16 protein-coding genes are annotated in these 22,698 nt (G+C 42.9%); 11 read left to right on the top strand and 5 right to left on the bottom strand.

Going from position 1 to position 22,698, the window contains the following annotated elements:
* The first annotated feature begins 620 nt into the window (after positions 1–620).
* From AC0J2X_RS17030 to AC0J2X_RS17020, 3 genes are all read left to right on the top strand, one after another.
* Complete coding sequence (locus AC0J2X_RS17030) at positions 621–1,724, top strand: GGDEF domain-containing protein (protein WP_061486495.1); 1,104 nt, start codon at positions 621–623, stop codon at positions 1,722–1,724.
* 238 nt (positions 1,725–1,962) lie between these two features.
* Positions 1,963–2,634, top strand: coding sequence for a DUF6998 domain-containing protein (locus AC0J2X_RS17025; RefSeq protein WP_061486496.1), 672 nt, complete (start codon positions 1,963–1,965; stop codon positions 2,632–2,634).
* 11 nt (positions 2,635–2,645) lie between these two features.
* Positions 2,646–3,491 carry a DUF6998 domain-containing protein gene (locus AC0J2X_RS17020; RefSeq protein WP_061486497.1) on the top strand — a complete coding sequence of 282 codons (846 nt, stop codon included), beginning with the start codon at positions 2,646–2,648 and terminating at the stop codon, positions 3,489–3,491.
* A 28-nt stretch (positions 3,492–3,519) separates the two neighbouring features.
* On the opposite strand, the gene AC0J2X_RS17015 is transcribed toward AC0J2X_RS17020, so the two are convergent.
* The 3 genes from AC0J2X_RS17015 to AC0J2X_RS17005 all read right to left on the bottom strand — a co-directional run bounded on the left by AC0J2X_RS17015 (position 3,520) and on the right by AC0J2X_RS17005 (position 7,508).
* The gene (locus AC0J2X_RS17015) at positions 3,520–4,806 is read right to left on the bottom strand and encodes a site-specific integrase (protein WP_061486498.1); all 1,287 of its coding nucleotides are present in this window, start codon (positions 4,804–4,806) and stop codon (positions 3,520–3,522) included.
* 654 nt (positions 4,807–5,460) lie between these two features.
* Positions 5,461–6,672, bottom strand: a complete 1,212-nt coding sequence (locus AC0J2X_RS17010) for a permease (protein ID WP_061095220.1) — start codon at positions 6,670–6,672, stop codon at positions 5,461–5,463.
* 203 nt (positions 6,673–6,875) lie between these two features.
* The gene (locus tag AC0J2X_RS17005) at positions 6,876–7,508 is read right to left on the bottom strand and encodes a cation diffusion facilitator family transporter (protein WP_015067954.1); all 633 of its coding nucleotides are present in this window, start codon (positions 7,506–7,508) and stop codon (positions 6,876–6,878) included.
* Positions 7,509–9,090: 1,582 nt separating this feature from the next.
* On the opposite strand from AC0J2X_RS17005, the gene AC0J2X_RS17000 reads away from it, so the two are divergent.
* The 7 genes from AC0J2X_RS17000 (at position 9,091) to AC0J2X_RS16970 (ending at position 17,044) form a co-directional block, all read left to right on the top strand.
* Complete coding sequence (locus tag AC0J2X_RS17000; RefSeq protein ID WP_061486499.1) at positions 9,091–9,687, top strand: NAD(P)H-dependent oxidoreductase; 597 nt, start codon at positions 9,091–9,093, stop codon at positions 9,685–9,687.
* A gap of 9 nt (positions 9,688–9,696) precedes the next feature.
* Positions 9,697–10,239 carry a redoxin domain-containing protein gene (locus AC0J2X_RS16995; RefSeq protein WP_061486500.1) on the top strand — a complete coding sequence of 181 codons (543 nt, stop codon included), beginning with the start codon at positions 9,697–9,699 and terminating at the stop codon, positions 10,237–10,239.
* 190 nt (positions 10,240–10,429) lie between these two features.
* Positions 10,430–10,786 carry a hypothetical protein gene (locus AC0J2X_RS16990; RefSeq protein WP_014950617.1) on the top strand — a complete coding sequence of 119 codons (357 nt, stop codon included), beginning with the start codon at positions 10,430–10,432 and terminating at the stop codon, positions 10,784–10,786.
* Between the two features lie 3 nt (positions 10,787–10,789).
* Positions 10,790–12,622 carry a lipoprotein N-acyltransferase Lnb domain-containing protein gene (locus tag AC0J2X_RS16985; protein ID WP_472996227.1) on the top strand — a complete coding sequence of 611 codons (1,833 nt, stop codon included), beginning with the start codon at positions 10,790–10,792 and terminating at the stop codon, positions 12,620–12,622.
* A 143-nt stretch (positions 12,623–12,765) separates the two neighbouring features.
* Positions 12,766–14,871, top strand: a complete 2,106-nt coding sequence (locus tag AC0J2X_RS16980; protein ID WP_061486501.1) for an ATP-dependent helicase — start codon at positions 12,766–12,768, stop codon at positions 14,869–14,871.
* A 221-nt stretch (positions 14,872–15,092) separates the two neighbouring features.
* On the top strand, positions 15,093–15,881 hold the full coding sequence (locus AC0J2X_RS16975) for a lipase family protein (protein WP_014950619.1): 789 nt from the start codon (positions 15,093–15,095) through the stop codon (positions 15,879–15,881).
* Positions 15,882–15,970: 89 nt separating this feature from the next.
* Entirely contained in the window at positions 15,971–17,044 is a 1,074-nt protein-coding gene (locus AC0J2X_RS16970; RefSeq protein WP_472996226.1) for an ADP-ribosylglycohydrolase family protein, read from the top strand.
* Positions 17,045–17,128: 84 nt separating this feature from the next.
* Here the strand turns inward: AC0J2X_RS16970 and AC0J2X_RS16965 are convergent, their stop codons facing one another.
* Together AC0J2X_RS16965 and AC0J2X_RS16960 are read right to left on the bottom strand one after the other, a co-directional pair.
* On the bottom strand, positions 17,129–18,217 hold the full coding sequence (locus tag AC0J2X_RS16965) for a Gfo/Idh/MocA family protein (RefSeq protein WP_014950621.1): 1,089 nt from the start codon (positions 18,215–18,217) through the stop codon (positions 17,129–17,131).
* A 237-nt stretch (positions 18,218–18,454) separates the two neighbouring features.
* Entirely contained in the window at positions 18,455–21,286 is a 2,832-nt protein-coding gene (locus tag AC0J2X_RS16960) for a hybrid sensor histidine kinase/response regulator (RefSeq protein ID WP_472996225.1), read from the bottom strand.
* 191 nt (positions 21,287–21,477) lie between these two features.
* On the opposite strand from AC0J2X_RS16960, the gene AC0J2X_RS16955 reads away from it, so the two are divergent.
* On the top strand, positions 21,478–22,638 hold the full coding sequence (locus AC0J2X_RS16955) for an AI-2E family transporter (protein WP_069944887.1): 1,161 nt from the start codon (positions 21,478–21,480) through the stop codon (positions 22,636–22,638).
* Positions 22,639–22,698: the final 60 nt, after the last annotated feature.

The raw sequence follows: 22,698 nt of genomic DNA, 5'->3' as shown, positions 1-22,698 counted from the left end.
CTGTACTCTCCATTAAATGATTCTTCGCAAAATCAGTTTAATGAATGCGGATGTCCCCCGTTAATGATGAAGAGCCTAAAGAAGAAGATACTGAAACCGACTTTTGAGTCGGTTTTTTTGTTTCTGGAAGAAAATTTGTACCAAAGAAGCTATTACAACTTTAGTTCAACATATCCGCGTAACACCCTCTTCAAACATGGAATTTAAGGGTCGATAACATTTGGTTTAGTTAAGCATTTAGTTTGCGTTAATCTTCATTAACGTTACCTATATTTTTTATTTACTTGTATCGATATGCGTACATCAGTCAAATCTTACACGTCCGGTTAAAATGGTTGTTGAAGAACTCAGGGAGTGAGGCTGTCTTTCGGCGGAGACGTGTAAATTGCAGTTTTTAGCACACTTCAGGTAAACAAAGCGTATTGTCGAAAGACAGTAAGAGCTTTAGGCTGGCAATACAACTCATCTCTAAATGTGAAAAATACTTGCATATTATTGTTTGAAGAGTGTTGCTATCACTATAGACTTACAAAATCTGAATTCGCCGCTTTACTCAAAGTTCTAGATTTTAAATGGATTTAATAACACTTATCTCATGTACCCTCCTTGCAAGTCTCATTATGACAATGAATATGGGGCTAACGTATTTATCCAGCCCCGACGAGAAATACATAAAGTATTGGCTAAATGCTGGTGTTTTATTCGCTTTATCAAACATTGTCGCTTTGTGTCTGAATATATTCGCCCCTGAAAAGGCGATATCTCCGGTAATTGCCAATGCATCTTTTTACGCGGCGCACGCGGCTATTTTAAATGGCGTTTACGTTTATCTATATACAAGGCCCATTCCTTTATTGGTAAGTGGCATATTTATCTTGTCAGTAGCTTTACACGCAGTACCTGCGGTCGCCAATTCCGTTGAAGTTCGCTTTTTCGTATTTAGCCCTATCATCATTTTGCTTGACCTATTGTCATCCTTTTTGCTGTTCAAGAATTTATATCGCAAAGACTCACATTCCTTCTGGCCTTTACTCATTACTCTTATTATTTTTGCAGCTCTAATGATCATAAGACTCTTTGTTATAGCCATTAGCGACGAGCGGTTAAGCCTCTTTGGTAATGATTACCTGCAAACCGCAGGCTCATTCGTAATAATTGCCTTTATCTTTTTGCTGACTATAGGTTTCAATCACATAGTCACTTGGAAAAAAGAATTAGCACTCAGAGACTCAATGCTTACTGATTATTTGACTGGCTGGTCTAATAGGAGAGCCCTTGCAATTAAAGCTGATAAAGAGTTTTCTCGATTCAAGAGACTTAATCACCCCCTTGGTATCTGTGTGTTTGATATTGATCACTTTAAAGTTTTGAATGACACCTACGGGCATTTATCAGGAGATCTAGTACTTAAGGCTGTTACGAGTTGTGTGGCCGACGAAGTTAGAGACTATGACTTTTGTTGCAGATTTGGAGGGGAGGAGTTTGTTTTACTTCTTCCAAATATTGACTCAGTTAGTTTAAAAAATACCACCGAACGAATTCGGTCTGCTGTTAATAACTTAGCAATCAAGGGTAATGACCATACAATGTCTGTCACGGTGAGTATTGGTGGAGCAATAGCGAACAATGATGATCGCAGTTGGGAAGAGACGCTTAAAAGGGCTGACAAAAATTTATACAGCGCTAAACAGTCCGGCAGAAACAGAGTGGTTATAGACAAGTAGTGAAGCCGAAACTCGTTATTTTCGATTATCGAGCGATCACCATAAGGTTTCACTCATGTCATATACTTACCCCACCCTAGCGGTTCAAGAGGTGTGAGAGATAGCTACATGCTTCAATTTAAAAACCGAATGTACCCTCTCCTATCTAAATTTGTGGAATATTAAAAGCAAATTTAGCTATTTTAGAATGCATCAAAGCTCAGTTGCTGGGCCAGCATATTATTCTTAAGGAAGAGCAATGGCTTTAACTCAAATGCAAATAATTCAGTCGCTGGGAGAAGCGATGACTTGGTTCGAGCGAGAATTAACTTGGGGCGTGCCTCCTACTGAACTTAGGCATCTAATTGGCCGAATCGGTGAACTTTATGCCGCACTCATTACAAACGGGCAAATGGCTACAGAAGTGAATCAAAAAGGCTATGATGTCGTCAGTGCTAACGGCGAGAGAATATCCGTCAAGACGACGGCTATGATGGGTTCTAGTGGGCATATAGCGTTCAATCCCAACACACTTATATCTGTTGACCGCATTATTATTCTGAGGATCAACACTGAAGAGATGCAGATCGAAACTCTCCTAAATGAAGAAAAAGGAGTTGCAGAAAGTTTGATGCGCGAAACGAGCGGTACTAGCGGGAAGTTTGCAATATCACTATCAAAACTTATAAGCATCAAAAAGCCAAACAGTAATATCAGTGTATTAAAATCTATTCAAATTTCAGAGTACACAATCAAAGAGTTGGAAAACGGAACAATAGAAGTCGAAAGAGATAATCAAGTACTCACTCCAGCTAAGCCGATACTTCGCGAGCTAGCGAAGCAACTCAACATCAGTATCCTCAACGGCGCGGGGAATCCAATGAATACGAGGCAACTTGGTAGCCTTATCATAAAGACAACAATTAACTGAACAGTAGGCTTATGCAAGAAGTTATTTTGAAGCTTGGTGGTGAAGGAGAAACCTTATCACTTATAGGTACTCGAGGTACTGATGGTTTAAGGAAATACCACATACAAACAAGTTCAGAAGCCTTGTCAGAATTGCTATCTGAAAGCGATAGCTTACCGTCCTCTAAACAACAGCGTCAGATAAAGGTGAGTTCATGGAAAAAAGCATGTGACCTGCTTGAACAGTATCCTAGTTGGTACAAGCTTCATCAAATAGACATTCATCCTGATTTCGCTTCGAAAATACATAAACTTTTTTCCACAAAGAATGACTCCTCAATACATCACAACAAGATAAAGGATATATTTAGACCTGATAACACATCAAATACCGATACCAAGTTGCATGTAAATACCCAACTTAATTCGATAAGTATTGATAAAATTAAGGAGCTTTATGAACAATATTACGCTCTGATTAAATTAGAGATTGAAGAGTTCGGAGTAAAAGCTACCGAAGTACGACATTTAATAGGTCGAATCGGTGAATTTTATTGTGCACTTAAAGTTGGTGGTGCATTAGCTTCTAGAGCTAATCAACACGGTTTTGACGTAATATCAAAGCACGGCAAAACTATAAGTGTAAAAGCAACAGCTCAGGTAAATGGATTTGTTGCAATCTCAGCTTCTACAGCCAATTTAGCAGATGAACTCATGCTTATTCAGTACACGGCAGGTAAGCTGAACATTGTTTACTATGGTCCAATGGAGCAAGCCTTAGACTCTGCACGACATTACCCAGAAAAAATGAAATTTGAGTTAGATATTGGCAGTGCTAGAACATTAGAAAGCTACAAGTCCAAAGTATCAGATATTTAAAGCTCAGTTGTACTAGCTCAGTGTAACTCTAGATACATCCACGCTTTCTATATTCAGCCTCCCAAACCTTGAAGCGCTGTGTAAGTAACTCTTTGGTTTTTAAACCTCGTGCGAGCGCACGTTTGCTTTTTGCCCTTTCTTCTTTATTTTCGAACGTTACTCCGGATAGCTCCTGCTCAAACATACTAGGGACGACATGACTGTAGTGTTGCTCTATCATCGCAATGCTAGTACCGCATTGTCGAGCAAGTACATCAACTCTTAAAGTTCGGCTAAGTAATTGCCAAGTTATGTAAGTATGGCGCAGCGAATAGAGTGTTCTTGGTCCATCTGGGCTGGTCTTCAGCTCTGCTTCTTCTAATGCAGATACAAAGGTTCTACCCAGTTCATTGGTACTTGAACCGTCTGCTAAGAGAAATATCTTGTCGGACGGTCGGCGATTAGGAAAACGATCCATTAAATTCATTAGGGGAAAGACAAATTCATCTTTGCACACAACGGTTCTAGTGCCAGTATGTTTAGTGGTCTTGCCTTTTCGTACCTTGATTTTAAAAATAACTTGGTGCTCTTGTCTCGTCATTAAGATGTCAGCCCAAGTCAGTTCTTCCATTTCAGTGCCAGGACGAATACCTGTATTGACAACTACGTCAGCATAATCAAGTAAAAGTTCTCTTATTTGCCTTGTCTTTTCCTTACGGCTGTTGTCTCTCATACTTTCGAGAGTTTCAACGACCTTCTCATATTCAACTTCGCTGAAAGCAGCACGTCTAGCCCCCTGCTCTCCTTTGTTGCTTAATACTGGAACCTGAACTGGCAACATCCATTGGTTTTCAATCGCTGCTTTAAACACCATTTGTAGCGCAGCGTTATGATTTAGAAGAGTCGATTTGTTAAGAACCTTACCAGCCTTTTGTATTCGCCAAATGTCGAATTCTTTGAGCTTGTCTTGGTCAATAGAAGTGATATACGTGCGGTCAAAAAACGGAATGTGATATTTTTTCAAAGCTCCCATGTAGTCTTTGTAGCTAACTTTACCGCCGCCGTGCGCAAGCTCATGTTCCATAGCTAGAATACTCTTCGCAGCTACATCGCGAAAACGCTTGCTCGTTGTGAGAGTTCCTGATTCCGCTTTTATTTTCCACTCCATGCGTAGCAATCTAGCTGCTGCTACAGCTTCTTCTTTATCAACTTGTTTAGTTGATTTGCAGTGCCATTTCCCGAAAAGCTGAAAACGGGCGTACCACTTTTTGCTGTTATCTTGCAGGAAAACGTAGAGCGTGTCGTCGATGTCGTGTCTTGCTAACTGCTTAGCCATAAATACTCATTTGCAAAGAAAAAATAATGCGCTTATTTCGAGTATATATGGCTTAGTGACAATAGCTACCTGTTTTATAAAGATATTTTTAGATTATGTTAATACACATTAACGTGACCTATTAGTCTGAATCTAGAAACCTGGTGGCGGTTCAAGTCCGCCCACTGGTACCATCTCTTTTCTTACCAATGAAAGAGATAACAATAAGCCGACGCAAGTCGGTTTTTGTGTCTGAAATTCGTTGAACGCTTTATTAACGCATAACCTTCGAATCTTCAGCGTTCGCTGCGACCGACTAAGCCATAGTTTCACTGTGAAAGTAAATAGGACAGTCACTTTCCCTAGCTATATTTGATAATGGCAGCTGATTTTATAAATCCCCCACACAGCCGAAGTTCTTAGCCTTTTAATATGAACAAAGATCTAATTGAGAAATGGGCTAACAATTAAAATGAAGAGCAGTCGCTATATTGAAGCTGAGGATATTATACTGTCACAATACCAGTGAAAGGCGTTCCAAGCGTCTTTCACTGGCTCCTTGTTTTAAATGAAAGAAACTTTGCTCGTTTATGGGACTGATTTGAAACTTAGAACAACTTCTAATATTAAAACTCAAAATGAAAGTTAACTAATTCATAAAGTTGCGCTTGTAAACTATAAAAATGGAAGCACAGCAATACCAATTGCAAGCCATACATACGCGATTATCGAAAGCGTCAGCAATACCCAATCGCCAAGGCTTTTACTGCCTGAGGTCGATTTCTCTTTTTTGGAGTAATGCCAAAAGATGAATGCGCCGGTTAATGTAAGAAAGGCCACATTCAAGAAAAAAGCGTAATCAATGTTGAAGAACTCCCGATCGGTCATCGACTGAAACCCGGAGGCATCTGGTAAGTGCCCCAAGAGATCGAGTCCGTAGTGCATGACGAGCGAGACTCCTACAAGGGCACATAGAAATACAATCAGTATATAGATAGCCATTTTCCAGCCATAGTACTGCGCCTGAATCCGCAACACTGGAAATACCACCAAATCACTAAAAATAAACGCCATTACTCCGGCGAAACTGACCCCCTGCCCGAATAACACCGCCGCTAGCGGAATGTTGCCCATTGAACCAATAAACGTAAAAAAAGCCGCGACTGGGCCTACGATTGTCTGTGCGAGAATTTGTAAAAAGGAATTCGACTCCTGTCCGGCCCCTATGAAGAGAGATTGAAAAAATTCAGTGGGAACGAATACCGCGATGATACCGGCAACCGTAAATCCAATGGTTACATCTTTCCATACCATCTTCCATTCCATTGTGTAACGGCTGGCAACTTGGTGCCATCCTGCTTTACTCATTATTTTATCTTTCCAGCCTTTTTCCTTACTATTTGCCTGGCTGTCGCCTCCCTCTGCTTTTTTCGCGTGTGATTGCGCTTTTTCCTCAAGCTCTTTTTTACACGTCAGTTTGACCAAAAGCCACACGGCCAGGATAAGCAGAATACCACCGACATATTCTCCTACAACGAACTGCCACCCAAGAAAAATAGAAATGATTATGCCTAATTCCACCACCAGGTTGGTGGACGCCAACATGAAAGCAAGCGAAGGAACTAAGCCTGCACCTTTTACAAATAGGGCACGCGTCGTCGATAACGCAGCGAAGGAACATGAACTGGAAATAAAACCAAAGAAAGTGCCCAATGCCACACTTTTAGGGCCGGCTTTTCCCATGGACTTTTGCATGCGCTCTTTGGTCACAAAAACTTGGATCATTGAGCTTATTAGGTAACCAAGCGCGAAAGCCCAAAAAGCCATCCAAAACAGACCCAAGGTAGTGTGAGCCGCCTCTTGCCATTGCGTTAAAAACTCACTCATTGTTCTCTCCTTTAAGACAATGTTAATCAATCGCCGATTCAATTAATGGCTTTATGGATTGCTGCGTATTTGTATCTCAACCATCGGTGCATGGAACATTACATTCTGTGCTGTATCATGATGCCTGAGCCTGAAGCACTTGGTTGATACGTGACGAAACAAGTCAGTGCTAAGAGAATGAATTATTTAAGGTGATGCGGGTATTACTTCTCATCAATACTGATGTCTCTTGCTTTAGTGTAAGCTTCCCAACCTTCTTTTGCTGCATAAGGTACAATGAGCAATGCCGCCACAGGATCAGCCCACCACCAACCAAACCAATTTACCAATAGCAAACCGGCAAGGACAACGATCGTTTGGTATAAGCAGATAAAGGTATCTTTAGCATCGGCGAGTAACGCCGGGCTATCCAGCTTGCGGCCATATTTTCTTTTGAAATGAATCAAAATCGGGTTGATAAGCAAGGAAGTAACTAAAATGATTAACCCCATAGTGCTCCAGCTTGACGTTTGCTGACTAAGAAGTTTTGTAACGGAATCATAAGATATAAATATGCAGACCAAAGTAAATGATACGGCAATCACGTAGAGAGTGATTTTCTTCCGTCTATTTACTTGTTTTTTATCAATTCCCTTAAGTTCGCCGTGTAGACGCCAGCCTAGCGTGGTAGCGCTTAACACCTCTATTGTACTGTCCAATGCCCACCCTATGAGCGCTGAACTATTAGCAATTATTCCTGCGATTAAAGCTACTATGACTTCAATTGCATCATAGATGACATTTAATATTTGAAGCGTTCTGGCCTTTTTTAAATCACTTTTTCTTGTTGGTTCCATGTTTTACCTTTTATATATTCCATCCAATAAAATCTTCATATTTTTTCGCACTCGTTCTATACTTGTTTCTTTAGAAGTCAAGTAAGCTAATTACGCCATTTCCAAAACTTGCCTGAGTACAGATAAGCACTGCGTACATGGGGTCCATTGTGACCAGGTTTTATAAAAGGGGCCTACCACATTTTCCAGACAACATTTACTAAAAAGGAAAAGAAATGACATTTGCTTGCGGGCTTGCAGACAAATGTTTAATTCTATTCATCACGCGCTTTATCTGAACGTAAGTATTTCCACAACGCAGCCACTGCCCCGATTAGGACCATCACTACCAGTAGCCAGATCAAACCCATACCTATCATCATTTCAACCCCCATCGTCTCTCCCATACAATTCATCATGATTTATGTACTCCCTAATTGAACCACCCGCATTTATGTAAACCGGCAAAGCCATAATGACGTCAAATTGAACCATCATAGGCCTTAGAGTGCAGTACCCTTAGACTAGAGGTAGGCGGGCACTCTTGGCTCCAATTTTTCCATAGGTTTTTGCGTTCGCTTTTTGTTGACAAAGACTTGGCTCATTGAGCTTATTAGGTAGCCAAGCACGAAAACCTAAAAAGCCATATAAACAGTGCCAAGGTAGTATGAGCAGTCTCTTGCCATTGCGTTAAAAACTCACTCATTGTTCCCACGTTTTTGGCGATGTTAATCCATCCCTGATTCAATTAATGGCTTTATGGATTGTTGCGTATTTGTACTTTAACTATTGGTGCGGGGATCATTTGGCAAGGCCTGACTTTCCTAGACACTTTCTATGTCCTTAAAATACTGCCTGTCATATTCTGTTGGTGACGTGCTTCCGTTGGCAGGATGAGGTGTTCCGGAAGACTATTACATTTGATGATTTTTACTATTACAACCTGATAAGTAAGCGGAAGAGATTTCTTGACATTGTTCGTAGGAATGAGGCCTGACTTTGCAAAGAATTTGCAAAGCTTCTCAATGTAAACATATACCCATGATTTCAATAAAGTAATGTATGCGCATTTATTTCAAAATCCGTTGCTAGCGATAGCGTGGCGGTTCAAGTCCGCCCACTGGTACCAAACATTAAACCAACTTTTCAGTTGTTTTTTTGTGCCCGAAATTCTGCAAATCGCCAGGCAAGCGTGGCGGCCGAGTGTCGGTCCAATCAAGCCCGTTCACAGGTACAATCTTTTCTCATAGAAGCAGATACTGAAACCGACTTTTGAGTCGGTTTTTTTGTGTCTAGAATAAAGTTCTCGCTTTAAATATTTCTACCATCATGTGCCGGTCAATAGCATAGCCATATATTGAAGCTCCTCAAAACTCTCAATCTCCTTAAACGAATGACTCTTTGTTATTTAACGCAGCAGTACTATAAAGGCAACTCACTTTCTTTAATCACTTAACCAATTGATTCAAAATAAATTTATACAATATCCCGTTAGTCCCCAACATAGTTACCAAAACACCACTAGTTGCTTAAAGTTTAAAGGCCACTAAAATAAACCACCAGTAAGCAATAAGCTTTATTAAATTTTTTGGGGAGTTTTGAGATGACCACCACAAAGACAGGCAATGTACTAATTATTAATGCACACCAGTATTACCCTTTTTCAGAAGGCAAGTTAAACGCGTCTTTCGTCGATAAAGCGGTAACGCTGCTTGAAGCTAAAGGCTATAACACTCGCGTAGTGACAATGGCCGAAGAGCACAACGTTGAAGAACAGTTGGCCCATCACCAGTGGGCTGACATCGTTCTTCTACAGGCACCAATCAATTGGATGGGTGTGCCATGGTCATTCAAAAAGTACATGGATGAAGTTTACACTGCGGGCATGGGTGGCACGTTATGTGCTGGCGATGGTCGCGTTGCCGAATCACCGAAGAAAAACTACGGCACAGGCGGTACGCTAACCAACGTTAAATACATGATGTCTCTAACCTTCAATGCTCCAGAAGAGTCATTCAACGACAGCGAAGAGTTTTTTGAAGGTAAATCTGTAGACGATTTACTGTTTCCAATGCATATGAATTTTAAGTTCTTTGGCATGAAGCCAATGGAAACTTTCGCAAGCTTTGACGTGATGAAAAACGCCGATGTGGAAAACGATTTCAAACGCTTTGAAGCTCACATTCACAAGCATTTTTAAGGAATTATCATGAGTACTGAATATACCAATAAGTTACATGCAGGTTCTGTTTTTCCCGATATTTCGGCAAAGCTGTTAAATGGTGACACTAAAAAGTTAGCGACACCTGAGAATGGTCTTGATTGGAAAATGGTGGTGGTTTACCGAGGGCAACATTGCCCACTTTGCACTCGATACCTCAATCAACTTGAGAGTGTTAGAGGTTATCTTGCCGAAACTGGCGTAGACCTTATTGCAGTGTCTGGCGACAGTAAAGCGCAGCTTGAAAGTCACCTGCCAAGATTGGATATCAACTTTCCTATTGCGTACGGCTTAACGGTGGAGCAAATGGAGGAGTTAGGCGTTTATATCTCTGATCCAAGATCGCCTCAAGAAACTGATCACCCGTTTTCCGAACCCGCGCTGTTTGTTGTGAACAATGAAGGAAATGTGCACGTCGCTGATATTTCTAACAACCCATTTGTTAGACCTGAGTTAGAGACATTAGTAAGTGGTTTGGGGTGGATTCGTAATCCTGATAACAACTACCCTATTCGCGGTATGCACAAATAAGCGCACTTATGAAGTTAGTGTCATGGCTACTTGACGCTAACTTCATTATCTTGGCGCATACGCTTACTTATATTTGTCCTTTCACACCTGCAGACCAATTTAGAAACAATCTTTATTTGATTTTTATAGCGTAAACATTACATTAACGCTCGTCGAAAATTCGACATTCAAAATCAGAAAGGGAAATATAATGAAAAAAATAATTGGACTAGCTGCTGCAAGCCTTATTCTTACCTCAGGTTGTGCCACCATTCTTACCGAAGAAACACACAAAATAAACGTTACAACAACTAGCGGTGAAACGACTACAGTTACTGTTGACGGCATGTCTCAAACAGTGCCTGGCGTGGTTACTGTTAAGAAAGAGAACAAAGATAAAGTGCTAGTTGCTGACGATGCAAAATGTACCGACGTTAACTTGAACAAAGAAGTTGAATCTGCGTTTTTTATCAACATTCTTAGTGGCGGTGTATTCGGTTCGTCTACCGATTACGGCTCAGACAAAATGTGGAAATACCAAGATTCAGTAAGCGTACCTTGTAAATAAGATATGTTTACACGAATTCTAAAAGGAAGCATTCTTGCTTCCTTTTTTTTGATTTTCGCAGCTAATTCCACGGCCAGTGACGTTACTCAAACTAGTTACTCGAAAGTTGATAGCGCAACGTTACAGCAAATAGCTAACGACCCATTGTGGCACCTATTGTTACAACTAAAAAATGGGAAGCCAATAACTAACGACACCTCTATTTATATATCAAAGTCGTTCGTCAGCCCGTTAGCCGAAGCGCAAGCTACCGTTGACCTTTTTCAGCGTAATACCCAAAACATTTGCAACTACCCTGCCCGTTTACGGCTACTCAAGCGCTACATACCCGAATTTACATCTATTACCCCTGCCGAGCACTGCGCAGAATATCGCAAATTTGTAGAAAGTGTTCCGGCCGATAGTATCAAGCTAATTTACGCCTCAGAAAATGTTACATCTGCTAGCTCTATGATGGGGCATATTATGCTTCGTCTAGATGGAACTAACGATAAAGGTATTCCCGTTAAGCACGGTATTACGTTTTTTACAGAACTAGACTCTTTAAACGTTCCTCACATCATGTACGAAACATTGATGACAGGAAAAGAAGGCGTATTTAAGGTTGCTCCTTACCAAGAATTTGAGCAGTTTTATCTCTATGAAGAGCAAAGAAACATTTGGCGATATACGCTAGATTTCAACGAACAACAGCGCCACTTTGTGCAAGACTACATATGGGAATTGGGACAGCAGAGCCCCGCTTATTTTTTTCATATATTCAACTGTGCGACCGTTACTCAGTTGTTGGTAAATATTGCTCGTCCTGCTCATCTAAATCAGGTTGCAAGCTGGCTGACCCCTCTTGATGTTGTTAAGTTTGCACAAGCAAACTCCCTCATTGCATCAACCCAATTCGTACCTTCTAACAAATGGGAAATAACGACGTTAGAAGAAAGTATCGGGAGTAAACGCGCGTCTGCCATATCTTCGCATTTAGCTCGCGCTCAGCTAGATTCATTTTCACTTTCGTTTGTTGAAACCAAATACGCACTGGCGCTTAATCAGTACTTTAGGTCAGCACAAACAATTTCAGAACAGAAATATCAAAAGAACTCCGCTGAAATTGCAGCGTTTGATGCTAAATATAAGCACCTTTCTTTAGACGTGTCCGAGCTCCCCGTTCCTTCCTCTCGCCAGCAAGAAGGTTATGTTGCTGCCGGTTTCACTCATCAAGACAGCCGTTCGTTCATGGCATTTCGTGCCTTTCCTGTTGCAAGAAGGCTAGCCGACGACAACAGGAGCATGATTGGTGAAACCGAGCTTATCTTGGCCGACGTTGAGTTCAGAGTTGGTTTAGAGCAAAGCAACTTAGGTGATATCTATGTGGACAAGGCCATGCTTTACCAAATGGTGTCGCGGGTACCTGTTACGCAAAATATAAGCAACTGGTCATCATCATTTAACATTGGAATAAATCGCGTGCTAACCGGCGAGCGACAACGCAAACTCATTGTGCAATCGGAGTTTGGTTTAGGTTTTACACGTGAAGTAATGCAAGGTTTAGGGGTGTATAGCGACATCATTGTGGGTGCAGGCGCTAACAAGCACGAAGCATTTGTGTACGCCAAACCCGTTATTGGGCTATATGCATATACAAAACTGAATAGTAAGTTGGCGGTTAACTTAAGTAGGACCTACAACCAATATGGAAGTGATGAGCCAATCGATGCAGTATCGTTTAGCTTGCACCAATATGGTTTCGAAAACATCGCGTTAGATTTTGAAGTGAATATACAGAAAGTTGCCGATGAATATGAATCTAGTGCAGCTTTTATGTTGGGGTATCGGTTTTAATCATTGAAGATAGCATGGGAACGTTAACTGTCTCACTCTGCTACAGTGAAAACTCAAAACGAAATCAATACATCCACACAAAACTGTTTAAATATACAGTGCATTAATTTATCCTATTGAAGTGCTCTTCAATAGGATTTTTTATGCTCTCTCATTCTGAATTAAACCCGCAGCAGCAAGAAGCCGTGAATTACGGGTTGAGTTCCGTAGGAGCGAGCGAAACGGAGTTGAGCGATGAAACGCACCACCCGCTGTTAATTATTGCAGGCGCTGGCACAGGTAAAACTAACACTCTCGCTCACAAAACAGCACAGCTAATATTGCATGGTGTTGCGCCAGAGCGAATTTTATTGATGACGTTTGCGCGAAGGGCTTCGTCGGAATTAAGTTCACGGGCGAACCGCATAATAGAGCGAACGTTGCGTGAGAAACAAAAGGCGTATCATCCGGTCACACTTCCTTGGATGGGCACTTTTCATTCAATCGCATCGCGACTGCTACGAGAGCACGCTTCACTCATTGGTTTAGATCCCGACTTTACGGTTATGGATCGTAACGACAGCGCGGATATGCTTGATTTGCTTCGCCACGAACTTGGCTTCAGCGGTGTCAATCGGCGCTTTCCTAAAAAGAAAACGTGTTTAGACATTTACTCTCGTTGCGTGAACGCGCAAGCACCGCTTATCGACATACTCGATACTCATTTCCCCTATTGTAGCGAGTGGGAAGAAGAGCTGAACACGCTATTTGCTCACTATGCGAAAACTAAAATTGAACAAGTGAGTTTAGACTATGACGACTTACTGCTTTACTGTTTTCACATGGCGCAGGTCGACGCTATTGCTCAAAAAGTAAGAGAGCAATTCGACAATGTGTTGGTAGACGAATATCAGGATACCAACGTACTTCAAGCTGGCATTCTAAAAGGTTTCTTCCCTACTGGTGAAGGTCTTACCGTTGTAGGCGATGACGCCCAATCAATTTATTCATTTCGCTCGGCCACGGTAGACAATATCCTTAACTTCCCCGACGCATTTTCCTTGCCTGGCAAAGTGATAACGCTACAACAAAATTATCGATCTCACCCGAACATTCTAAACTTGTCTAATACTTTGCTTTCCCAAAGCGACGAAGGCTACAAGGTATCGTTGTTCAGCGAGCGTAAAAGCGGCCCTATGCCTAAGTGGGTAACCGTTGAAAACGACATGTTCCAAGCAGAGTATATTGTTGAGCGAGTTTTAGCAGCTCGTGAAGAAGGGGTCGATTTAAAACAGCAAGCCGTTCTGTTTCGTTCAAGTTATCACAGCGATCGTCTAGAGCTTGAACTTACTCGACGTAATATCCCTTTCGTTAAACACGGTGGCCTTAAATTCCTAGAGGCTTCTCACGTAAAAGACATGCTTTGCATTTTACGTTGGGCAGATAACCCTAAACATAAAATATCAGCCTTTCGAGTGCTTAAGTTATTGCCCGGCATAGGTCCAAAGATAGCTGAGAGAGTGTTTAACGATTTAGAAAAGCACGACTTTGCATTGGGTAAATTGCGTAGCTTCGCACTTTCAGAGTCCGCGAAGCCTTCATTTCTTTCTCTTGTTGATTTGCTAGATAACGTGCACCACAACAACATTCCATGGACCGAGCAAACAAGCGCCATTGCAGAGTTTTATAAAGATTTGTTGGAAGCTAATTATGACGATCATTTCACACGTTTCGGCGATATTGAACAGCTCACAATGATCTCTGGGCAGTATTCATCGAGAGAGCGATTTTTAACTGAACTCACACTAGATCCACCGCAGAGCACAGGTGATCTGGCGGGCAAACCTTTGCTTGATGACGACTTTCTTATCTTGTCGACGGTGCATAGCGCTAAAGGGCAAGAGTGGAAGCATGTGTTCGTACTGAATGTTGCCGATGGCAATTTTCCCAACGAGTACGCAGCGGGCGATAAACGCGCTCTCGAAGAAGAGCGACGTTTGCTTTACGTAGCCATAACACGAGCGAAAGATGAACTAAGCTTGATTCAGCCTCTGAAATATTGGGTTCCAGAGCAACAAAAGTTTGGTGACAAGCATGTATACGGTGCCAAGAGCCGTTTCTTTACCGATGCTGTTTGCGCTTGCATGGAACCCATTGCTTACCCTAAGCGCACTGCTTCAGCCAGTGAAAAGAAAATTGCCAAAGGTGCTATAGCCGATATAAAGAAAAATATTCTTGGGATGTGGAACAATACCAGTCCGCATAGATAACTCTCCCCTCAGCGAGAGTTACAATGTTCATAATCAAGGCGTGTTACCGCAGGTAGAGTGGTTCTACATCAAAGTGACACAATAAAGAGTACGGACATTTAAAGAAAAATGACGCGCCCCGTCATAACACTGAAATAAACTCCCTGTAGCGTGAAGTATTCAGTGAAAGAGTCTTCAACGGCTCAGCTTCAAAAACGCTAAATGCTCCAATACGAGTTTTCATGAAGAAATTGAAACGCTATCAATATGAAAGATATGCCATTCTCTGCCAACTCGCCTACCCTGATGCCGACGAGCAATACCAAAAAATCTTAGATCCTTTTTATGAACGCCAGCTAGTCGATAAGTACGGCAGAATGAGCGTAAGAATTTTGTGGGTCGAGAATAAAAAAGAGGTCATTATCGTTTTTCGCGGTTCATTGGGGGTAAGAGATTGGCTAGCGAATTTATTCTTCATCCCAAACAAACTCAATCAGTTAAACAGAAAATTCTGGGTCCACTGGGGGTTTGCGCGGCTATTGGCTCAACCTATGTATTCCAGCACTAAGACATCCAACGAAGCATTACCACTGAGAGAGCTACTTGTAAAAGTGCTTGAACCACTTAGGCAGCAAGGCAAGCGCTTTACATTCATTGGCCATTCGTCCGGCGGCGCAGTAGCGGTATTAATGGCTGATTACTTTGAGCGTTTATACGCAAAGTCAGTAAAAAGGGTAGTGACTTTCGGACAGCCCGCAGTGGGCACGCGCTCTTGGTATAAGCACTACACGCTACACCATAGAACGTATCGCATTTGCTGCGATTTAGATGTAATAACCTTTATGCCGCCCTTCCCTTTTTACTTCTGGCACGTTGGCAAGATGCTGTGGCTGCACGATGATAAAATTTACGAAAACACACCTACCCATAAACGCTTTTTGATGTCGCTTCACAGCTGGTTGTTACGCCCAATTACCTATCACTACATGCGAAAATATATCCGCAACAAGTCGCTTTTCGATGAGCATTAGAACGATCATTTTCGACCTACAGTGCGTAATTTAAAGGTACTTGATTATTCAATCCCGCACAGTACTGCATAAGAGGTAGGCTCAAAGAAATGTCTTCACTGTCAATCAAACGAGCAAAAGCGGCGCTTAAGAACGCGTTTATCGGCGACGCGTTGGCTATGCCGGTACATTGGTATTACAACCCGGCAGATATATATAAGGCGTTTCCGTTAGGGGTAGAGCAATTTGAGGATGCGCCATCATTTCATCCGTCTTCAATAATGTCGCTACATTCCACGCAGCACGGTGGGCGCGCGAATAAGGCATCTGCAAATCAAAAAGAGATAGTGGGCGACGTTATTCTCAAAGGTAAAAGGCAGTATTGGGGTAAGAACAACATTCATTATCATCATGATATGAAAGCGGGAGAAAATACACTCAATGCGCATTGCGCGCGTATCGTTTTATCATGCGCACTTAAAGGGTATGACGAAAACGAGTTTTTAACTCAATATATTAGCTTTATGCGCGCTGATGAACCCAAACACCCTGACACATACGCTGAGTCTTATCACAGAGGCTTTTTTGCGAACTTAGAACAAGGTACACCAGCACACAAATGTGGGGCGGTTACACATGATACGGCTTCAATAGGCGCTTTTGTGTCGGTAACACCTCTGGCGGTAGTAGAAGCAAGCAAAAGCACAGCCCTTGAGGACATCAAACGTCTGTGTCGTAGTCACCTTTATTTAACTCACCCGGATGAGTCTTTAGCATCGGTGTGCGATTTCTATGTTGAGTTAATCTACAAATTAGTGCATCGCGAAGGTGAATCACCCAAGGCCATTTTAGAAGATATTGCCCGTAAATCTGCGCACATGAATTTGGCTGCGATAGCGGCAAAAAGCAAAAGCGATATCGAGATTGTTGGTCGTATGTATTCGCCAGCGTGTTATATCTCAGACGCGTGGCCCGCCGTTTTGTACTTCGCTTACCGTTATGCTGATACGCCTAAAAAGGCGTTGATTGCGAACACCAACGTGGGGGGCGACAACGTGCACCGCGGTTTTGTATTGGGGGCCATAATGGGGCTAATTCAGGCAACGGAACTGTCCCAATGGTTTAGTGAATTAGCTGACAAAAAGGACTTGGAAGCGCTAATTAACCTTCTTGATGAACGGTAACTAAGACACAAAAGTCTGGTAGACCCAGTCGCAAAATGAGCAAATGGCATTCACTGTCCGGTAGCGTATTCGCGCAAAAGCGCCTTACAACGCTACCGTTTCCCCTGTTCTCGCCGCCTTAAATATAGCGTTCACAATGCGGATATCGGCCAGACCTTCATTGCCAGTCACCATGGGTTGTCGTCCATGTAATATGGCCAGTGCATCGTTATCCATTTGCAGCGTTTGCTGCATACCGTTTATAGGAGCCAGCGTTTTTCCATCAGACGTGGTGCCCGTTACCCCGCTGTAGCTCTGCATGGGTTTAAGTTGATACCAGCCCTTTTCACAATCAGCTTTAAAATGGTTAAACCCTTTCACTACACTGGTACCGCAATCGGCCACTAGTCCGTCGCCAAAATCCATCGTAAACAAGGTCGTTTCATCAACCTCAGTAAACTTCTCTGGAAAGCGCTGTGGTGGATGACTTCCCGTTACCGCTAATGGCTCACGGCCCGTTAAAAAGCGCGCGCCGTTTATCGCGTAAACGCCCATATCATAGAGTGCACCGCCGCCCATGTGCTTTTTCATTCGCCAGTTGTCAGGCGCTCTTCCTTGTCCTGCATAACCAGCGAAGCTCGATACCGCGGTCAAGTTTCCATACGGCTTAGTTTCAAGATACTGATGAAAAGTGCGGGTATTGGGTTCGTGCTGCATGCGATAGCCTATCGACAACTGCACGCCATTTTTGTCACACGCATCTATGATAGCTTGGCATTCCTCGCTATCCATGGCCATTGGCTTTTCACACCACACATGCTTTCCGGTATTTGCGGCTTGTACCGCAAAATCCTTGTGTGTGCCAGTAGGCGTTACAACGTAAATAACATCAATATCGTCATTATTCGCAATATCTGCCATGGTGCTGTACGTGTACACATTACTGTCTTTAATGCCGTACTTTTGCTGCCACTGCGGGATCTTCCTCTCGCTCCCCGTGATTATCCCCCGTAATTCACAGTGTTTAGTGTCCTGTAAGGCAGGGGCGAGTAAATTTGTGCTGTAATTGCCCAACCCTAACAGCGCCACGCCTATTTTCTTTTTCGAAGGCTGTGCCATTAAATAAGGACTGTGCGCAACCAGCAAACCTGAACCTGCCAATTGAAGGAAGTGACGACGAGTAATGCGGGGCATTAGTACTCTCCATTAAGAAATTAATCCGTGCATGGTTTTAGTAGTACCTTTCTTACTCAGAAAGATCACAACACCGTTGCGATATTATCGAATGTGTTACCTGTAACACCATCGAAGGTTTATAGCTGACAACCAACACAGCTTTAAAGCCCTATGGCGCATCGTGCCGTTTGGTAACGCGAAACGATTTACAACAAAATCAGACGAAAAGCAGCTCACTTTTATCGACAACATAATTTACTGTTTGCGCTTTGCTCGCCAAGCTTCTGCCACGATAGGTTCAAGGTCGCTCAAATCCAAAGGTTTAACAAGGTGATGGTCAAATCCAGCTTCTTTCGAACGCTGGATGTGCGATGGTTGTCCCCACCCCGTTTGCGCCACAAATACAGCGTCAGCTAACGCACGATTTTGACGAAGTGCCATACATAATTCGTAACCATTCATACCCGGCATGCCGATATCCAACAACACTAAATCGGGCGTGAAAGACGCGACAGCCTTTAATGCGGATGGCCCATCTTCCACTACTTGAACCTGACACCCTTTTGCCTCCAATATCCATCCCATGGTAATAGCGGCATCTTGATTATCATCGGCAATTAAAACGTTGAGCTTTTCAGCGGTAGCGTCTACTACGTCATGGGCCTTTTCCGGTTTACTGGCTAATTTGGGTACTTTACTTAAAACGGGTAAGGTAACGATAAACGTTGTGCCTTTATCAACGCCATCGCTTTGCACATTTACCGTTCCATCGTGCAATTCAGTGAGTTTCTTCACTAGAGTAAGGCCAATCCCCAACCCGCCTTGAGAACGTTCAAGGGCACCATCTACCTGAGTAAACATATCGAAAACCGATTTTAGTTTGTCTGCTGGAATGCCCTCTCCATTGTCTTTAACTGCAATGGTAACCTTACCATCGCAAGTACTGATGCAGACCTCGATATTGCCACCCGGCGGAGTGTACTTTGCAGCATTGTTGATAATATTCGAGAAAATCTGCGACAACCGGATAAGGTCTCCGTTTACCCAAACGGGCTCTGCTACTTTTTCCACCAGCAGCGTATGCTGTTTTTCATCAATCAGGGGCTGAATAGTCTCAATCGCCGTATCCAGAATCTCACACAAGTTCACAGGCTTTCGATGAATTCGAATTTTCCCTCGGGTAATTCGTGACACATCCATAAGGTCATCAACAAGCCGTATCATTTGCGTAACTTGTCGTTCGACTCGACCGAATGCCTCGCTCTTCTGATTCTGGCTGTAGTCGTCTGACTGCAGAATTTCCAATGCATTGCGAATTGGTGCAAGCGGATTACGTAATTCATGTGCCAACGTAGCAAGGAACTCATCTTTGCGGCGATCGGCCTCTTGAAGCGCGTCTATCGCATTTCGTTCTCTCGTGGTGTCTACACCTACTCCCGGAAAACGTTCCGGCTCACCAGAGCTGTTATAAATGACTCGTCCTCTGAATGAAGCCCAGCGGACAGTGCCGTCTTTTTGTAAGATACGGTATTCTTCATCAAATAGGGTGCGGTTATTAATACTTTCACAAATAGCAGCCTCACACGCTGCTAAATCGTCTGGGTGGATATATTGTTTGGGCACTTCAATGGCTACACCGTTTTCAGCCTCATCGCTACTGAGATTAAAGAGTTCTCCCAAACGCTCATCTGCCGTGAACAAGTTTTGCTTAATATCCCAATCCCAAATACCAAAGCTGTGTGATGCTTCCAGTGCTAAGCGTCTGCGAGACTCTGCTCGCTTAGCCATTTCTTCAGCGTGTTTACGCTCAGTAACATCTCGCGTCGAACCAGCAATGGCTTCAACGTTTCCGTCTTCACCAATAACAGGAACAAATATGTAGTCATATATACGGCGACCATGAGTACCGGTAAAAGGAACATCACTACGAATAGGTTGCTTTGTTTCAATAACCTGTCGAATCTCCTGCATGTGCATATCTGCATGCCAAGGTTCATACCCAAGCTCTAAACATGTTTTACCAATCGCTTCATCCCAACTCAGCCCCCACATTTGCAGTAACGCGTCGTTGGCATACGTAAAATGCCCCTCAAGGTCGAAGATATAAAGCAAATCGGGCGTATTCGACAGAGCCGTTTCGTAAAGCCTGCGCTGTTTATTAAAAGACTCAATGTTCTCTAGTAACGCCGACTCCGCAACCCGTCGAGCGCGATTTTCGTTGTTGCGCTCAATAATGATTGCAGCGGTTTTAGACAGTGCATTAATGACGTCAATGTCATCGGGTAATGGGGTAAATCGCTCGCGATGAAATAAACAGAAAGTGCCCAATACCGTGCGACTTTCTGCAGATAAAATGGGACGACACCAAAATGATTGAAGTCCTAATGCCTGAGTGGAGAGACTAAAATCACTCGAATCAGTTTGGGCGTTGATGTGAATATTCACCACATCACGAGTTTGACAACACTTTCCTAACGGCGTTAGATCATCGATTGTAATATTCTTGAAGTACCGCCTAGTTTCTTCTGGCATCGACGGTGCAGCCGCGCTAATGAGTGATAACCCATCTTCAGATACCAAGGATATTCCACTTACAGCTTGAAAATCTGTCACCTTCTCTACTGCATTGACTAAAACGGTCAACACATCTTCTAGTGTAGCGCCAGATAATGCGAGTCTCATGGCATCTCTTTGAGACTGAGAAATGATCTGTAGCCTGCGCTTCATAGAGAAGTCATGAAACGAAAACCCCACTACACCTGCCGCAACGGGGAAAATGGTGAGTTTGAACCAGGCGTGGTCAATACCAAACCGAATTTCCGTTGTTTTACCGGGTTCCTGTTTTACTGCCAGTTCGAACTGTTGAGTAATATTCGGTACTTGCGACTGAGGAAACAAACTAAACACCGAGCAGTCAAAGAGATCAGATTTGTCTACTCCACAGATGGAGCGGGCCTGATGGTTAGCGTAAATAACGTTGCCTTTAACATCGGCAAATATCACCGCATCAGTTATATTTTCTATAAGAGCTTGAAAGGGGATGTCGTCGGTAAAAGAAGATGAAGCCTTACTTATTGGCTCAGACATAATTTGCTCAAATAATGCAGAAAAAATTATACTAAAGTAGAAATCACTATTTAGCTAACGATTTACGTTAAGCAGTACAAAGCGACTTCTCTAGCGGTGCGGTAAGTGAACTTAAATGATTAAATTTTCGTAACACTTACGCTGTTACTAGTAAAAGTTCTAACAAGATCACTTTCTACCAAGGCTAAGACATGGATAACGCTGGCTCGAATCAAGATAAAGGGAACGGGAAGTATGCTGGGAAGTTCCCCAAAATAGCCCAACAAACCAGACTGCTAAATATTCTTGTGATTTTTGCTGTCATTTATACGTTGTACCTTGCCAAATCTTTACTTGTTCCTCTTTTCTTTTCCGCCTTTGTTGCTCTGCTTTTGAGCCCTCTTGTTGCATTCGCACGCAAGTTATTCATACCTCGTACCCTGTCAGCAGGAGCCCTGATTGTCTTGCTGGTCGCGCCGTTTACATTTTTAGGTATAGAGCTTGCTGAGCCGGCAGAACGCTGGATGCAATCTCTCCCCAAAATTGCTGCCGAGATATCCAAAGAAATTGAAGAGATAAGCAGCAACATCGACGCTTATGCAACGCCTCCAGCTAAACCCGTTGAAAAAGAACGTTCATTCTTTAGCTGGTTTGGTGACGATGAGAAGACACCTGAACTTTCTCCATCACAAGACAATACAAACTCTGTGACGGACAAAATTAAACAAAGCGGAATAGATATTGGGCTCACACTCTTCAGTAACGCGCCATTTTTACTGGCACAGGTGCTCGCCTGTATCGTTTTAATTTTCTTCTTGTTGGTTTTTGGCCCCAACCTATTCAATGTTTTTGTAAGAGACTTCCCCATTGTTACCAACAAGCGACGAACGCTGGTATTGGTAGATCAAATTCAACGGGAGCTGTCTTCGTATATCGTCACCATCAGCATCATAAACTCATGCTTAGGATTAGCTACAGCAGGCGTGTTTTACTATTTAGGAATAGACGATGCGTTACTTTGGGGAGCGCTGGTTGCGCTGATGAACTTTGTCCCCTACTTGGGTGGTGTGGCGAGCTGCGTGGTATTGCTGGTAGTTGGGCTTGTGCAGTTTGGGCTTACCAGCAGTGCGTTTCTGCCTGCGGGTCTGTTTTTAGTATTGAATATCATTGAATCACAACTCATCACGCCTGCGGTGCTAGGAAGAAGTATGCAGCTTAACCCGTTAATAATCATAATTTGGATAGCAATAACGGGTTGGCTATGGGGTGTGGTAGGCGTTTTACTCGCCGTGCCTATTCTAATGTGTTTTAAGATCATACTCGAGAATCTGGGCGTATTTGATCATTGGATAAGACTTCTCGAGTCAAAATAATTTCACTCTCTTCGCCCCATCAACCACGTTGCATGGATAGCAGCGTGGGCGGACTTTTAC

Source organism: Alteromonas sp. R7 (assembly GCF_055755235.1).
This window is presented reverse-complemented; position numbering and strand designations above follow the sequence as displayed.

Coding starts and splice junctions, on each gene's coding strand:
- AC0J2X_RS17030 (WP_061486495.1), top strand. CDS start 621: ATGACAATGAATATGGGGCTAACGTATTTATCCAGCCCCGACGAGAAA.
- AC0J2X_RS17025 (WP_061486496.1), top strand. CDS start 1,963: ATGGCTTTAACTCAAATGCAAATAATTCAGTCGCTGGGAGAAGCGATG.
- AC0J2X_RS17020 (WP_061486497.1), top strand. CDS start 2,646: ATGCAAGAAGTTATTTTGAAGCTTGGTGGTGAAGGAGAAACCTTATCA.
- AC0J2X_RS17015 (WP_061486498.1), bottom strand. CDS start 4,806: ATGGCTAAGCAGTTAGCAAGACACGACATCGACGACACGCTCTACGTT.
- AC0J2X_RS17010 (WP_061095220.1), bottom strand. CDS start 6,672: ATGAGTGAGTTTTTAACGCAATGGCAAGAGGCGGCTCACACTACCTTG.
- AC0J2X_RS17005 (WP_015067954.1), bottom strand. CDS start 7,508: ATGGAACCAACAAGAAAAAGTGATTTAAAAAAGGCCAGAACGCTTCAA.
- AC0J2X_RS17000 (WP_061486499.1), top strand. CDS start 9,091: ATGACCACCACAAAGACAGGCAATGTACTAATTATTAATGCACACCAG.
- AC0J2X_RS16995 (WP_061486500.1), top strand. CDS start 9,697: ATGAGTACTGAATATACCAATAAGTTACATGCAGGTTCTGTTTTTCCC.
- AC0J2X_RS16990 (WP_014950617.1), top strand. CDS start 10,430: ATGAAAAAAATAATTGGACTAGCTGCTGCAAGCCTTATTCTTACCTCA.
- AC0J2X_RS16985 (WP_472996227.1), top strand. CDS start 10,790: ATGTTTACACGAATTCTAAAAGGAAGCATTCTTGCTTCCTTTTTTTTG.
- AC0J2X_RS16980 (WP_061486501.1), top strand. CDS start 12,766: ATGCTCTCTCATTCTGAATTAAACCCGCAGCAGCAAGAAGCCGTGAAT.
- AC0J2X_RS16975 (WP_014950619.1), top strand. CDS start 15,093: ATGAAGAAATTGAAACGCTATCAATATGAAAGATATGCCATTCTCTGC.
- AC0J2X_RS16970 (WP_472996226.1), top strand. CDS start 15,971: ATGTCTTCACTGTCAATCAAACGAGCAAAAGCGGCGCTTAAGAACGCG.
- AC0J2X_RS16965 (WP_014950621.1), bottom strand. CDS start 18,217: ATGCCCCGCATTACTCGTCGTCACTTCCTTCAATTGGCAGGTTCAGGT.
- AC0J2X_RS16960 (WP_472996225.1), bottom strand. CDS start 21,286: ATGTCTGAGCCAATAAGTAAGGCTTCATCTTCTTTTACCGACGACATC.
- AC0J2X_RS16955 (WP_069944887.1), top strand. CDS start 21,478: ATGGATAACGCTGGCTCGAATCAAGATAAAGGGAACGGGAAGTATGCT.